Origin of the sequence: Stenotrophomonas ginsengisoli, assembly GCF_001431485.1 — a bacterium.
GTDB lineage: Bacteria > Pseudomonadota > Gammaproteobacteria > Xanthomonadales > Xanthomonadaceae > Stenotrophomonas > Stenotrophomonas ginsengisoli.
The window spans coordinates 37,691-51,022 of the sequence record NZ_LDJM01000036.1; the positions used below are offsets into that span (position 1 = coordinate 37,691).

Annotated in this window: 14 protein-coding genes; 8 read left to right on the top strand and 6 right to left on the bottom strand. The window is 68.0% G+C overall.

Translation table 11 applies throughout. The features are described 5' to 3' along the window. Positions 1-20: 20 nt before the first annotated feature. From hemE to ABB30_RS13140, 4 genes are all read right to left on the bottom strand, one after another. A complete protein-coding gene (gene hemE, locus ABB30_RS13125; protein ID WP_057638775.1) occupies positions 21-1,094 on the bottom strand; it encodes a uroporphyrinogen decarboxylase in 1,074 nt (357 codons plus the stop codon). Positions 1,095-1,137: 43 nt separating this feature from the next. Continuing rightward, positions 1,138-1,401 carry a WGR domain-containing protein gene (locus ABB30_RS13130; RefSeq protein ID WP_057638776.1) on the bottom strand — a complete coding sequence of 88 codons (264 nt, stop codon included), beginning with the start codon at positions 1,399-1,401 and terminating at the stop codon, positions 1,138-1,140. Positions 1,402-1,503: 102 nt separating this feature from the next. Continuing rightward, positions 1,504-2,610, bottom strand: coding sequence for a 3-dehydroquinate synthase (gene aroB / locus ABB30_RS13135; RefSeq protein WP_057638777.1), 1,107 nt, complete (start codon positions 2,608-2,610; stop codon positions 1,504-1,506). Continuing rightward, entirely contained in the window at positions 2,607-3,155 is a 549-nt protein-coding gene (locus ABB30_RS13140) for a shikimate kinase (RefSeq protein WP_057638778.1), read from the bottom strand. Before ABB30_RS13140 ends, aroB begins: the two co-directional genes overlap by 4 nt. A 97-nt stretch (positions 3,156-3,252) precedes the next feature. On the opposite strand from ABB30_RS13140, the gene ABB30_RS13145 reads away from it, so the two are divergent. After that, entirely contained in the window at positions 3,253-3,456 is a 204-nt protein-coding gene (locus tag ABB30_RS13145; protein WP_057638779.1) for a dodecin family protein, read from the top strand. Positions 3,457-3,474: 18 nt separating this feature from the next. Here ABB30_RS13145 and ABB30_RS13150 read toward each other — a convergent pair whose 3' ends face one another. Beyond that, positions 3,475-4,293, bottom strand: coding sequence for a kinase (locus ABB30_RS13150; protein ID WP_057638780.1), 819 nt, complete (start codon positions 4,291-4,293; stop codon positions 3,475-3,477). Between the two features lie 43 nt (positions 4,294-4,336). Between ABB30_RS13150 and pdxH the strand changes: the two genes are divergently transcribed. Continuing rightward, positions 4,337-4,936, top strand: coding sequence for a pyridoxamine 5'-phosphate oxidase (gene pdxH, locus ABB30_RS13155; protein ID WP_057638781.1), 600 nt, complete (start codon positions 4,337-4,339; stop codon positions 4,934-4,936). 5 nt (positions 4,937-4,941) lie between these two features. Continuing rightward, a complete protein-coding gene (locus ABB30_RS13160; RefSeq protein WP_057638782.1) occupies positions 4,942-5,343 on the top strand; it encodes a hypothetical protein in 402 nt (133 codons plus the stop codon). Here ABB30_RS13160 and ABB30_RS13165 read toward each other — a convergent pair. Next, on the bottom strand, positions 5,286-6,812 hold the full coding sequence (locus ABB30_RS13165) for a PrpR N-terminal domain-containing protein (RefSeq protein ID WP_057638783.1): 1,527 nt from the start codon (positions 6,810-6,812) through the stop codon (positions 5,286-5,288). The two genes, ABB30_RS13160 and ABB30_RS13165, sit on opposite strands and share 58 nt — an antisense overlap. A gap of 192 nt (positions 6,813-7,004) precedes the next feature. Here ABB30_RS13165 and prpC point away from each other — a divergent pair, with 192 nt between their 5' ends. The 5 genes from prpC to prpF all read left to right on the top strand — a co-directional run bounded on the left by prpC (position 7,005) and on the right by prpF (position 13,331). Further along, a complete protein-coding gene (gene prpC / locus ABB30_RS13170; protein WP_057638784.1) occupies positions 7,005-8,159 on the top strand; it encodes a bifunctional 2-methylcitrate synthase/citrate synthase in 1,155 nt (384 codons plus the stop codon). Positions 8,160-8,255: 96 nt separating this feature from the next. Continuing rightward, the gene (gene acnD, locus ABB30_RS13175; RefSeq protein WP_057638785.1) at positions 8,256-10,865 is read left to right on the top strand and encodes a Fe/S-dependent 2-methylisocitrate dehydratase AcnD; all 2,610 of its coding nucleotides are present in this window, start codon (positions 8,256-8,258) and stop codon (positions 10,863-10,865) included. A gap of 18 nt (positions 10,866-10,883) precedes the next feature. Beyond that, positions 10,884-11,462 carry a 2'-5' RNA ligase family protein gene (locus tag ABB30_RS13180; RefSeq protein WP_057638786.1) on the top strand — a complete coding sequence of 193 codons (579 nt, stop codon included), beginning with the start codon at positions 10,884-10,886 and terminating at the stop codon, positions 11,460-11,462. A 20-nt stretch (positions 11,463-11,482) separates the two neighbouring features. Continuing rightward, on the top strand, positions 11,483-12,061 hold the full coding sequence (locus tag ABB30_RS13185; RefSeq protein ID WP_152980744.1) for a DUF6933 domain-containing protein: 579 nt from the start codon (positions 11,483-11,485) through the stop codon (positions 12,059-12,061). Between the two features lie 61 nt (positions 12,062-12,122). Further along, positions 12,123-13,331, top strand: coding sequence for a 2-methylaconitate cis-trans isomerase PrpF (gene prpF, locus ABB30_RS13190; RefSeq protein ID WP_057638788.1), 1,209 nt, complete (start codon positions 12,123-12,125; stop codon positions 13,329-13,331). The last annotated feature ends 1 nt before the right edge of the window (position 13,332 follow it).

A 13,332-nucleotide genomic window follows, 5' to 3' on the forward strand; every position in this document is an offset into this window, starting at 1 on the left:
GCTGCTGAGGGTTTTGCTGCTCAGCGCGCGCTGTGGCGGTGCACCGCGTCCACCAGCACACCGACATGTTCGGGGTTCATGTCCGGGGACATGCCGTGGCCGAGGTTGAAGATGTGGCCTTCGCGCGAACCGCCGTTGCCGTCGCGGTAGCTGTCCAGGGTGCGGGCCACTTCGCGTTCGATCGCTTCCGGGCTGCCGTACAGGGTGGTCGGGTCCAGATTGCCCTGCAGGGCAACCCGGCCACCGGCCGCGCGTGCGGCCTGGTCCAGGGAAATGGTCCAGTCCACGCCGACACCGTCGGTACCGGTGGCGGCCAGCTCGGCCACGTACTGGCCGGTGCCCTTGCCGAACAGGATCAGCGGGGTGCGCTCAGCCCCCTGGCCGCGGTCCAGCTCGGCGGCAATGCGCTGCATGTAGCGCAGCGAGAACTCGCGGTACATCGCCGGCGACAGCACCCCGCCCCAGGTGTCGAACACCTGCAGGGCCTGGGCGCCGGCATGGCGCTGTGCTGCCAGGTAGGCGATCACCGCATCGGTGGTCACTTCCAGCAGCTTGTGCAGGGTAGCCGGCTCGTTCAGCGCCATCGCCTTGATCTTGGCGAAATCCTTGCTGCCGCCGCCCTGCACCATGTAGCAGGCCAGGGTCCACGGGCTGCCGGAAAAACCGATCAGCGGCACCTTGCCATCGAGCTCGCGGCGGATCACCCGCACCGCGTCCATCACATAGCCCAGGTCGGTTTCCATGTCCGGCACACCGAGGCGGGCAACATCGGCCGCACTGGAGACCGGGCGCTCGAACTTGGGGCCTTCGCCTTCGGCAAAGTACAGGCCCAGGCCCATCGCATCGGGCACGGTGAGGATGTCGGAGAACAGGATCGCCGCATCCAGCTCGAAGCGGCGCAGCGGTTGCAGGGTGACCTCGCAGGCGATCTCCGGGTTCTTGGCCATGGCCAGGAACGAACCGGCCTTGGCCCGGGTGGCGCGGTACTCCGGCAGATAGCGGCCGGCCTGGCGCATCAACCAGACGGGGGTGCAGTCCACCGGCTCGCGGCGCAGGGCGCGCAGGAAACGGTCATTCTTCAATGGGGTGGTCATCGGCGTACTCGCTTGGGGTGGCGCAAGCGCCCCCGGGTGGGTCTTAGGGCGTGCGTTGCAGCGGCGCGGAGCCACTGACGAAGGTCACCTGGAAGCCGCGCTTGAGCTGGTTGTCGCGGGCTTTCTCAAAGGCGGTGGTGGCCTGCGCCTCGTCCAGGAACAGTTCCCGGCGCAGTTGGCTGCGGCCACCGATATGACCGGTCTCGCGCAACAGCACCCAGCCGCCGAACAGGTCCGGCTGCAGGGTGAGTTGGATGTATTTCGGCGGCTCGGGGCCAACCGGAATCTGTTGCAGGAAGACGCGCATGGGGCCGATTGTAGCGGCAAGCTGGCATAAAAAGCGCCAGCGTGCGGCAGTATCGCTCCGGCTTATCGCCCCTGTAGCAGCAGGCTATCGCCGCGGCCGGGCTCAGCCAGCGGCCAGCACCGCCAGTACCGCCGCTTCGTCCACATCCGGCACGATCAGGCTTTCACCAAACGCGGTCCACAGGATCAGGCGCAGGGACCCGGCGCTGTTCTTCTTGTCCAGGCGCATGTGCGCCAGCAGGGCGGCCGGGTCCAGCCCGTCGGGGATGCGGGTAGGCAGGTCGAAGGCGCCCAGCAGCTCGGCCAGGGCATCGCCGTCGCGCTCGGTGGCCATGCCAAGCGCGGCCGACAGGCGCGCGGCCAGCACCATGCCCACGGCCACGGCCTCGCCATGGATCAGGTTGTCGCTGCCCGGCGCGCCGTAGCCCTGTGCGGTTTCAATGGCGTGGCCGAAGGTGTGGCCGAGGTTGAGCAGGGCGCGTTCGCCCTTCTCGGTGGGGTCGCGGGCCACGATTTCGGCCTTGTGCTCACAGCTGGCGGCAATGGCCAGGGCCAGCACGTCGGCCTGGCCATCGAGCAGGGCATGGCGTTCCTGGGCCAGCCACTGGGCAAAGCGCAGGTCGCGGATGGCGGCGTACTTGATCACCTCGGCCAGGCCGGCGCGCAGCTCGCGCGGCGGCAGGGTGGCCAGGGTGGCGGTGTCGGCGATCACCGCGCGCGGCGGATGGAAGGCGCCGACCAGGTTCTTGCCCTGCGGCAGGTCTACCGCGGTCTTGCCGCCGACCGAGGAGTCCACCATGGCCAGCAGGCTGGTGGGCAGCTGGACGCAGTCGATGCCGCGCATCCAGCAGGCCGCGGCAAAGCCGGCCATGTCACCGACCACGCCGCCACCGAGGGCCAGCACGCAGGCATCACGGGTGGCACCGAGCTCGGCCAGCGACTGGATCACCTGGCCGAAGTTGTCCAGGGTCTTGGAGGCTTCGCCGGCCGGGATCACATGGGCGCCGATCTGCAGCTCCGGGCGGGCGGCGAGCAGGGCCGCGCGCACGCGGTCAAGGTACAGCGGCGCCACCTGGTCATCGGAGACGATCAGCACGTGGCGGCCGCGGATGTGGCGGCCGATCAGGGCGCCGTCATCGAGCAGGCCGTGGCCGATATGGATGGTGTAGGGGGTGTCACCTTGGACGGCAACCTGGCGAATGGCGGTCATGCGGGGCTCGGGCGGGTGAGTTGCTGCCACTGGGCGGCCAGCTGCAGCACCAGCTGCGCGGTGGCCTCGGCAGGAATGAAACGGTCGGTGTCCAGGCACAGCTGGCCCAGTTGCCGGTACAGCGGGTCGCGCTGGGCGGCCATGCTGGCCAGCACCTGATCGCGGTCGGTGCGCTGCAGCAAGGGGCGGCTGCGGTCGCGGGCCAGACGCTCGATCTGGGCCTGCACGCTGACATGCAGGTGGACCACGAAGGCGCGCCGGGTCATCAGCTCGCGGTTGGACTCGGCCAGCACCGCGCCGGCACCGGTGGCCACCAGCACCCCGTCATCGGCCAGGGCCTGGGCCAGGGCGCGCGACTCATGCTCGCGGAAGCCGGCCTCGCCCAGGTGCTCGAACAGTTCGGCAATGCTGCTGCCGGCCAGCTCGCTGATCAGCACGTCCAGGTCGATGAAGCGCAGGCCGAAACGCTCGGCGACGCGGCGTCCCAGGCTGGTCTTTCCGGCACCGGTGGGGCCGATGAATACAAGGTTGCTGGAAGGGTTCATCGCCATCGATCCTAGCATTTCGCAGGCACCGGCTTAACACGAGGGCGCAGACCATCGGCATTGGCGCATGTGCCAATGCTCAAAAGGAGTGGTGTCGATGTCCGTAGCCAAAGTGATTGAAGTCAGTGCCTCTTCCAAGACCAGCGTCGAGGATGCGGTGCGCAGCGGCCTGAAGAAGGTGGCCAGCACGGTCAAGGGTGTCCAGGGCGCCTGGGTCAACGAGATCAAGGTGCAGACCGATGCCAACGGCGAGATCGTGGAGTGGCGGGTCAACATGCGTGTGACCTTCCTGGTCGAATAAGCCTGCGGCAAGGGGCGCTCAGCCCTCCACCACGCGGCGCTGTGCATCCAGCTGCAGGCACAGCGCCGCGATCGCGGGCAAGGTGGCCAGCGCATGCCGGCCGACCCGCTCCAAATGCTGCAGGAAACGCGCCACGGCGGCCGCATCCATGCCGCTGCGGCCTTGACTGGCGGCCAGCCGCTGTTCCTGTTCGATACGCCAGCCCAGCACGCAATCCCAGTCCGGTGGCTGCAGCGCACACAGCCAGTCGATCTGCTGCCACAGGGCCGGGTAATCCTGTGCCAGGCGCTGGTTGCACCACTGCCGCCAGCGGCCATCGGCATCGTGTTCGCGCTCCAGCGCATTGACCGGCATGGCCAGCGCGGCCGGGTCCTGCGGTCCGACGCCCAGCATCCAGCCTTCCAGTACCAGCAGCTGCAGGCCGGCCCCGGCCTGCGGCCATTGCGTGGCCGGCAGGCGTTCGTCGGCGAGTTTGTCAAAGCGCGGCAAGGCACAGGCCTGGCCGTTGCGCAGAGTCGTGATTACCGACAGGGCCAGTGCCAGGTCATGGCTGCCCGGCGGCCCGCGCGTTGCCTGCAGCGGATGCACGCGGGCGGCCAGCTGTTGCCGTTGTCGGCGCGGCAGGTACACATCATCCAGTGACAGGGTGGCCGCGCGCAGGCCCTGCTGGCGTGCCCGGGCCACCATGCACGCGGCCAGCGTGCTCTTGCCGCTGCCAGGCGGTGCGGCCAGGCCGATCACCTGCATCTGCCCGTGCGCCAGCGGCCGGCTGGCCAGCAGACGGGCGGCCAGTTGCTGTGCGGCGGCAGGCAGGGCAGTAGGCGCGGGCACGGACATGTGGCGACAATAGCGTCTTCCTGGTCCTACTGATGGATGCGCGATGAGCGAGCTGTACAACACGGCCCTGGCCACCTTTGCCGGCCTGCTGGAAGAAGCGGCCAACAGTGGCATGGCCGACCCCAATGCGATGGTGGTTGCCAGCGTGGATGCGGCCGGGCGGCCGTCATCGCGCACGGTGCTGCTCAAGGCCTTTGATGCGCGTGGTTTTGTCTTCTACACCCACCTGGAGTCGCGCAAGGGCCGCGAGCTGGCTGCCAACCCGGCCTGTGCCCTGCTGTTCCTGTGGCGCCACCTGCGCCAGGCCGGCATCCAGGTGCGTATCGAGGGGGATGTGGAACAGGTCGAGGCGGCCGAGGCCGATGCCTATTTCGCCAGCCGCCCGCGCATGAGCCAGCTCGGCGCCTGGGCCTCGCTGCAGTCGCAGACCCTGCCCGATGTGGCCACCTTCGAGCAGCGTCTGGCCCGCGAGGAAGCCCGCTTTGCCGATGGCCCGGTGCCGCGCCCGGCTGGCTGGACCGGCTTGCGGGTGGTGCCGCGCAGCTTCGAATTCTGGTACGGCGCCGGTTACCGCCTGCACGAGCGGGTGTGCATCGAGCGTGGCGATGACGGCCAGTGGTCGCAGCGCCTGCTGTATCCGTAACCGGCATGACCCTGCAGCCGACGGGGCGGGTCAGCATGCAGGTGCCGCTGGCCGCGTTGGATGCGGTACGCGCGGGCATCCTGGCGGTGGATGCACTGGCGGCCGGTGGCTATGACAGCGGCCTGTTCGAGCAGGCCGCCGGCATCGAGCAGTACCGCCCCTTGCCCGGCACCGATGCCGCGCATGGGCAGGCCGGGCAGGTGCAGCGCGTGCCCAGTGTCTGCCTGGGCTTTCATCTGCCGCGCGATGCGGCGCGGCTCGAGCGCATTGTTGCGCAGGGCATCGCCCCGCATCATCCCTGGCACCACCCGCTGATCGAGGTGGCCCAGGTGCAGCTGTACCTGCGCGATCAGTCCAGGCCGGCGTTGCGCAGCCAGCGCCACAGGGTGGTGCGCGAGACCTGGTAGTGCTGCATCAGGCGTTGGCGGTCACCGCCCATGCGCCGCCATTGCTGGTGCAGGCTGGCCGCATCGGGCCGGCCGGCCGGCGGCGTGGCGGCGGCCGTGAGCGGCGCCGGCGGCATGGCGTTGAACAACTCCGGCAGCCATAGCTGCAGATGGTGGTTCTCCACCGCGCCGATCGGACGCTGCCGCCAGTACAGGGCAATACGCTCGGCCAGGTTGCGCAGCTGGCGCACATTGCCCGGCCAGGGCTGGGCCAGCAGAGTGTCGCGCGCGGGTGCGGCCAGCGGTACCACCGGGCCGCCCACGGCCAGGTAGTGGTCCAGCAGCAGGGCGGCATCCTGGCCACGCTCGCGCAGCGCCGGCACAGCCAGCGGCATGCCGGCCAGGCGGTGGTAGAGGTCGGCGCGGAACAGCCCCTGTTCCACCAACCGGGCCAGCGGCGTGCTGCAGCTGGCCAGGATGCGCACATCGCGGCCGCCACTGTGGCTGCGTGCGTGGGCGGTGGCATCGAGCAGGCGCAGCAGGCGTCCCTGCAGCGGCAGGGGCAGCTCATCCACGTTGTCCAGCAGCAGGCTGCCGGCCGAGGCTGCATCCAGCAGCGGGTTGCGCTGGCCTGCAGCGCCCGGGCCCAGCTCGGCTTCCAGGCTGGCGCCATCCAGGCCACTGCAACTCAAGGTGTGCAGGCGGCCGTTGCGGGCGCTGGCCGCATGCAGCTGGCGGGCGATCAGCCCCTTGCCGGTACCGCTTTCACCGCAGATCAGCACCGGCATCGCCTGCGGCGCGGCCAGGGCCAGCTGCTGGCGCAGCGCGTGCATGGCCGGGCTGTCGCCGAGCAGGGCCTGGCGTGCGGGTTTGCGCCCGCCACGGCGGGGCACCGGCCCGGGCAGGGTGTCAGGGTCGGGCTGGGCCAGGGCCAGGGCCTGGTCGAAGCTGCGGCGCACCGCATCGGCCGAATACAGCAGCACCCCGGGCAGGGCATTGGCCTCGGCAAAGTCGATGGCCATGCCGGTGCCCACGATCACCCCGACCCCGCGCGCCTTCAGGTCGGCCACGCAGTCGCGCGCCTCCTCGCGGGTATCGAAGCTGCGGTGTTCCAGCGCCAGCCCATAGGCCTGGGCAAACGGAGCCACATCTGGCAGGTCGCCGGCATGGGTGACCAGGCCCACGGCGGGGTGGATGCGCCGGGCGCGGGTGAGGGCGCCGATCAGGTCGAAACCAGAGGCCTGCACGGTGACCAGCGGCACCTGCAGGCGGCCACGCAGGAAGGCTGCATTGGCCCCGCCGGCCACCACCACGTCGCAATGCTCGCGGTGCAGGCGCTCGTCGATGACCCGGTGGGCCTGCTCGAAGGCCAGGTCAATGGCATGGAAGCGGGCGCGGTCGGCGTATTCCAGGGCGACATCGGCCAGCAGCCCGGACAGGCGCGAGACGCTTGCCGTCCAGATCACCGGCAGGGCAGTGGCTGTGCTCATGTTTCACCGTTTCAATGTGGTGCAACAAGTGAAACGCGATTTGCCTGTTTATGCAACCAATGACTAGATAAATCAATGTTTTGTACGGATTGGCGTTGCATCGGTGATGATCGGTACATGGCCTGTCGGCCGTGTTGCCAGCGTGTACCGCGTGCCGTTGGCCAGTTACGCACCACTTTCTGGAGGGAAACGATGAGCGAGACCACTGCTGCCCCGGCCTTCAAGCCGAAAAAGTCCGTCGCCCTGTCCGGGCATGCCGCCGGCAACACCGCCCTGTGCACGGTGGGCCGTTCGGGCAATGACCTGCACTACCGTGGCTACGACATCCTGGACCTGGCCCGCACCAGTGAGTTCGAGGAAATCGCCCACCTGCTGGTCCACGGCAAGCTGCCCAACCGCGCCGAGCTGGCCGGCTACAAGGCCAAGCTGAAGGCCCTGCGTGGCATTCCGGCCGCGGTCAAGGGCGCGCTGGAGGAACTGCCGGCCTCGGCCCACCCGATGGACGTGATGCGTACCGGTGTCTCGGTGCTGGGCTGCGTGCTGCCGGAAAAGGATGACCACAACCACGCCGGCGCCCGCGACATCGCCGACAAGCTGATGGCCAGCCTCGGCTCGATGCTGCTGTACTGGTACCACTACAGCCACAACGGCAAGGTCATCGACGTGGAGACCGACGATGACTCCATCGGCGGCCACTTCCTGCACCTGCTGCATGGCGCGCCGGCGCCCAAGAGCTGGGTCGATGCGATGCACACCTCGCTGATCCTGTACGCCGAGCACGAGTTCAACGCCTCCACCTTCACCAGCCGCGTGATTGCCGGTACCGGTTCGGACATGTACAGCTGCATTGCCGGTGGCATCGGCGCGCTGCGCGGGCCCAAGCACGGTGGCGCCAACGAAGTGGCCTTCGAAGTGCAGAAGCGCTACGAGACCGCCGACGAGGCCGAAGCCGACATCAAGGCCCGGGTCGAGCGCAAGGAAGTGGTGATCGGTTTCGGTCACCCGGTCTACACCGTGTCCGATCCGCGCAATGAAGTGATCAAGACCGTGGCCCGCGAGCTGTCCGACGAGGCCGGCAACCGCAAGATGTACGACATTGCCGAGCGTCTGGAAGCGGTGATGTGGGACATCAAGAAGATGTTCCCCAACCTGGACTGGTTCAGCGCGGTCAGCTACCACATGATGGGCGTGCCGACGGCCATGTTCACCCCGCTGTTCGTGATTGCCCGCACCGCCGGCTGGAGTGCGCATGTGATCGAACAGCGCATCGACGGCAAAATCATCCGCCCCTCGGCCAATTACACTGGCCCGGAAGACCAGGCCTTCGTGCCGCTGGATCAGCGCTGATCCCTGCCACCGCCTGCCGATGACGGCAGGCGGTCTGTCCTTGGCCAACGCGCCTGCGTTGCCGCCACTCCTGCCTGCCGCGTCCACTGGCCACCCATGAACAACACTCACCGCAAGCCCCTGCCGGGCACCTCCCTGGATTTCTTCGATGCGCGCGCTGCCGTGGAGGCGCTGGCCCCCGGTGCGTGGGCGCAGCTGCCGTACACCGCCCGCGTGCATGCCGAGAACATCGTGCGCCGCGCCGAGCCGGCCATCATCGACGCCTGCCTGGAGCAGCTGGTCACGCGCAAGCGCGAGCGTGATTTCCCGTGGTTCCCGGCCCGTGTGGTGTGCCATGACATCCTCGGCCAGACCGCCCTGGTCGACCTGGCCGGCCTGCGCGATGCCATCGCCGAAGCCGGCGGTGACCCGGCCAAGGTCAACCCGGTGGTGCCGGTGCAGCTGATCGTGGACCACTCCCTGGCAGTGGAATGCGGTGGCTATGACCCGCAGGCCTTTGCCAGGAACCGGGCCATCGAAGACCGCCGCAACGCCGACCGTTTCCACTTCATCGACTGGACCAAGCTGGCCTTTCAGAACGTGGATGTGATTCCGCCGGGCAACGGCATCATGCACCAGATCAACCTGGAGAAAATGAGCCCGGTGATCGGTGTGGAGCAGGGCGTGGCCTACCCGGACACCTGCGTGGGCACCGACTCGCACACCCCGCATGTGGACGCGCTGGGCGTGATCGCGGTGGGCGTGGGCGGGCTGGAAGCGGAGAACGTGATGCTGGGCCGCGCCAGCTGGATGCGCACCCCGGAAATGATCGGGGTGGAGTTGGCCGGCAAGCCGCAGCCGGGCATCACCGCCACCGACGTGGTGCTGGCCCTGACCGAGTTCCTGCGCAAGGAAAAGGTGGTAGGTGCCTATCTGGAATTCCGTGGCCCCGGCGCCGCCGCGCTGACCATCGGTGACCGCGCCACCATCGCCAACATGGCCCCGGAATACGGCGCCACCGCGGCGCTGTTCTTCATCGATGACAACACCCTGGACTACCTGCGCCTGACCGGCCGCAGCGCCGAGCAGATTGCCCTGGTGGAAACCTACGCCAAGGCCGCCGGGCTGTGGGCCGATGACCTGGCCGGCGCGACCTACGAGCGCACCCTGCATTTTGACCTGTCGGCGGTGGAGCGCACCCTGGCCGGGCCGTCCAACCCGCATCGCCGCCTGCCGGTGGCCGCACTGGCCGAGCGTGGCATTGCCGATGCGGCCAAGCTGGAAGCCGGTCGTCTTGATGAGGCCAATGGCCTGATGCCCGATGGCGCGGTGATCATCGCCGCCATCACCTCGTGCACCAATACCTCCAACCCGCGCAACGTGATTGCCGCCGGCCTGCTGGCACGCAATGCCAACGCGCGTGGCCTGAGCCGCAAGCCGTGGGTGAAGTCCTCGCTGGCGCCCGGTTCCAAGGCGGTGCAGCTGTACCTGGAAGAGGCCGGGCTGAAGGCCGAGCTGGAACAGCTGGGCTTTGGCATCGTGGCCTTCGCCTGCACCACCTGCAACGGCATGAGCGGTGCGCTGGACCCGGTGATCCAGCAGGAAATCATCGACCGCGACCTGTACACCACGGCCGTGCTTTCCGGCAACCGCAACTTCGATGGCCGCATCCACCCGTATGCCAAGCAGGCCTTCCTGGCCTCCCCCCCGCTGGTGATTGCCTACGCCATTGCCGGCACCGTGCGTTTTGACATCGAAAAGGACGTGCTGGGCATCGATGCCGACGGCAATGAAGTGCGTCTGGCCGACATCTGGCCGTCCGATGCCGAAATCGATGCGGTGGCGGCCAAGGCGGTCAAGCCGGAGCAGTTCCGCAGCGTGTACGAGCCGATGTTCGCCCGCAGTGCCGGCAAGGCGGCCAAGGTCAGCCCGCTGTATGACTGGCGCGCGCAGTCCACCTACATCCGCCGCCCGCCGTACTGGGAGGGCGCCCTGGCCAAGCCGCGCACCCTGCAGGGGATGCGTCCGCTGGCCCTGCTCGGTGACAACATCACCACCGACCACCTGTCCCCGTCCAACGCGATCCTCGCCTCCAGCGCGGCAGGCGAGTACCTGGCCCGCATGGGCCTGCCGGAAGAGGACTTCAACTCCTACGCCACCCACCGTGGTGACCACCTCACCGCCCAGCGCGCCACCTTCGCCAACCCCAAGCTGATCAATGAAATGGCCGTGGTCGATGGCCAGGTCAAGCAGGGGTCGCTGGCCCGGGTCGAGCCGGAAGGCCAGGTCATGCGCATGTGGGAAGCCATTGAAACCTACATGGAGCGCGGCCAGCCGCTGATCATCATTGCCGGTGCCGATTACGGCCAGGGCTCCTCGCGTGACTGGGCCGCCAAGGGCGTGCGCCTGGCCGGTGTGGAAGTGATCGTGGCCGAGGGCTTCGAGCGCATCCACCGCACCAACCTGATCGGCATGGGCGTGCTGCCGCTGGAGTTTTTGCCCGGCACCAACCGCCTGACGCTGGGCCTGGACGGCACCGAAACCTATGACGTGGTCGGTGCGTATGCGCCGGGTGCGCAGCTGTCGCTGCAGGTCAACCGCCGCGATGGCAGCCAGCTGGTGGTGCCGGTGTTGTGCCGTCTGGATTCGGACGAGGAAGTGTCTGTCTACCAGGCCGGTGGCGTGCTGCAGCGTTTCGCCCAGGACTTTTTGGCCGGCAATGTCTGATCCGATGGTCGGCCGGCAATGAGTACGCCGCGCATGTTCTTCGCTGCCATGCCGCCGCCTGCGGTGCGCATGGCCATCGAGGCGGCCGCACGTGAGTACGGTGTCCTGGATGCACTGGGTCGCTCGCTGTTTGCGCCGGACAACTGGCACCAGTCGCTGTCCGAGCGCATCTTTGCCCCCAATGATGCGCAGATCGATCAGCTGCGTGCGGTGGGGGCGGCGGTGCGGGCCCATGCCACCACCGTGGCTTACACCCGCATTGACAGTGCTGCCAACCTGTCCGGGCGTATCCATGTGACCCTGCGTGCCGGCAGCGACACCGCCTTCAAACCGCTGCTCGGCGCGGTGCAGCAACAGTTGCAGCTGGCCGGGCTCGGGGCCATCGCCACCGGGGTGACCCCGCACGTCACCCTGAGCTATGACGCTCCGGCGCTGCTGCCCACCGTGCGCCTGCCGGAGCCGGTGCGCTGGAGCATCGATGAGCTGCTGCTGGTCATCGGCCACGGCCATGGCGACGCTTACCGCTATGACGTGCTCGGCCGCTGGCCCCTGCTGCCCGAGCGCGACCCCCCGCTCACGCAGATGGGCCTGTTCTGATTTGTACTGAGGGAAGGTCGATGGTTGCCCTACGCTGTACTGCAAAACTGCTCAAGCGCCTGAAACTGCCGGCCAAACCGCCTGTGCCGGAAGCGCAAGCCAACCCGCTGGGCGAGTGGTATGCCGACATCGACTTCTGGAACCGCAAACCGTATGTGGTGATGCTCAACGCGGCCACCGGCGCAACGCTGATGCTCAACGGCAATGCCGCCGGCCTGCGCGTGCTGCATGAGCGTGCCGCGGTGCAATTTGCTTCCTTGTGCGAGTACTACGGCATCGACAGCGACAAGGTCGATGCCGAGGTGGCGGCGCTGCAGGCGGGCTTTGTTTTCGGGGCCACTGCCGACCGCAGCCTGCTGGCTTCGATCAACCAGCGCAAGCTGCTGGCCTGGCAGCGTTTCGAGCTTGATGGCTGTTCACTGGCCGAAGCAGCTTCGCTGGAGTGGCAGGGGTTTTTCAAACACCCCAAGCTGCCACGTACAACCCGCTATATGGACTGGCACCGCCCGCTGGAGTTGCTGCAGCAGCATTTGCTGCCACCGGCGCAAATCATTGTGTTTCCGCGCGGGCGTGCAGCCCAGCCTGCGGATTCAGGCTGACCCTTGCCTTGTTGTCTTAGTTCTTCCTGTCATTTCCTGCTGACCTGCCCCGGATTACGCCATGACTGCTCCTGTCCCGCTCCATGCTCCCCAGCTCCGCATCCCGGCCACCTATATGCGTGGTGGCACCTCCAAGGGGGTGTTCTTCCGTCTGGAAGACCTGCCCGCCGCTGCCCGGGTGCCGGGGCCGGCGCGTGATGCGCTGTTGCAGCGGGTGATCGGCTCGCCCGACCCTTACGGCAAGCAGACCGACGGCATGGGTGGGGCCACCTCCAGCACCAGCAAGTGCGTGATCCTCTCGCCCAGCAGCCGGCCGGATCACGACGTGGACTACCTGTATGGCCAGGTGGCCATCGAAGAAAACTTTGTCGATTGGTCGGGCAACTGCGGCAACCTGTCCACCGCGGCCGGCGCATTCGCCATCCATGCGGGGTATGTCGATGCCAGCCGCGTTGATGCCAACGGTATCTGCAGCGTGCGCATCTGGCAGGCCAACATCAACAAGACCATCCTGGCCCATGTGCCGGTAGCCGCTGGCGCGGTGGTGGAAAGCGGTGATTTCGAGCTGGACGGGGTGACCTTCCCGGCCGCCGAGATCGTGCTGGAGTTCCTGGATCCGTCCGACGAGGGAGAAGGCGAGGGCGGCGGCGCGCTGTTCCCGAGCGGCAACCTGGTCGATGTGCTGGAGGTGCCGGGTATCGGCGCGCTGCCGGCCAGCATGATCACTGCCGGCATCCCCACCGTGTTCGTCAATGCCGCCGACATCGGTTTCACCGGCACCGAGCTGCAGCCGGCCATCAATACCGACAAGGCCTTGCTGGCGAAACTGGAAAGCATCCGCGTGGCCGGCGCTTTGGCCATGGGCCTGATCAAGACGCCCGAAGAAGCGGCTACCCGCCAGCACACGCCGAAGATTGCCTGGGTCGCCCCGGCCACGGATTACCTCAGCTCGGCCGGCAAGGCGATTGCGGCCGGCGACATCGACCTGAACGTGCGTGCGATGTCGATGGGCAAGCTGCACCACGCCATGATGGGCACCGCCTCGGTGGCCATTGCCACCGCCGCGGCCATCCCCGGCACCCTGGTCAATCTGGCCGCCGGGGGCGGGGCGCGTGATGCGGTGCGCTTCGGCCATCCGTCCGGCACCCTGCGCGTAGGCGCGCAGGCCCAGCAGGTGGACGGGCAGTGGAGTGTGACCCGGGCGGTGATGTCGCGTTCGGCACGCATCCTGATGGAAGGCTGGGTGCGGGTGCCGGCCGGCAGCTTCTGAG

Coding starts and splice junctions, on each gene's coding strand:
- hemE (WP_057638775.1), bottom strand. CDS start 1,094: ATGACCACCCCATTGAAGAATGACCGTTTCCTGCGCGCCCTGCGCCGC.
- ABB30_RS13130 (WP_057638776.1), bottom strand. CDS start 1,401: ATGCGCGTCTTCCTGCAACAGATTCCGGTTGGCCCCGAGCCGCCGAAA.
- aroB (WP_057638777.1), bottom strand. CDS start 2,610: ATGACCGCCATTCGCCAGGTTGCCGTCCAAGGTGACACCCCCTACACC.
- ABB30_RS13140 (WP_057638778.1), bottom strand. CDS start 3,155: ATGAACCCTTCCAGCAACCTTGTATTCATCGGCCCCACCGGTGCCGGA.
- ABB30_RS13145 (WP_057638779.1), top strand. CDS start 3,253: ATGTCCGTAGCCAAAGTGATTGAAGTCAGTGCCTCTTCCAAGACCAGC.
- ABB30_RS13150 (WP_057638780.1), bottom strand. CDS start 4,293: ATGTCCGTGCCCGCGCCTACTGCCCTGCCTGCCGCCGCACAGCAACTG.
- pdxH (WP_057638781.1), top strand. CDS start 4,337: ATGAGCGAGCTGTACAACACGGCCCTGGCCACCTTTGCCGGCCTGCTG.
- ABB30_RS13160 (WP_057638782.1), top strand. CDS start 4,942: ATGACCCTGCAGCCGACGGGGCGGGTCAGCATGCAGGTGCCGCTGGCC.
- ABB30_RS13165 (WP_057638783.1), bottom strand. CDS start 6,812: ATGAGCACAGCCACTGCCCTGCCGGTGATCTGGACGGCAAGCGTCTCG.
- prpC (WP_057638784.1), top strand. CDS start 7,005: ATGAGCGAGACCACTGCTGCCCCGGCCTTCAAGCCGAAAAAGTCCGTC.
- acnD (WP_057638785.1), top strand. CDS start 8,256: ATGAACAACACTCACCGCAAGCCCCTGCCGGGCACCTCCCTGGATTTC.
- ABB30_RS13180 (WP_057638786.1), top strand. CDS start 10,884: ATGAGTACGCCGCGCATGTTCTTCGCTGCCATGCCGCCGCCTGCGGTG.
- ABB30_RS13185 (WP_152980744.1), top strand. CDS start 11,483: ATGGTTGCCCTACGCTGTACTGCAAAACTGCTCAAGCGCCTGAAACTG.
- prpF (WP_057638788.1), top strand. CDS start 12,123: ATGACTGCTCCTGTCCCGCTCCATGCTCCCCAGCTCCGCATCCCGGCC.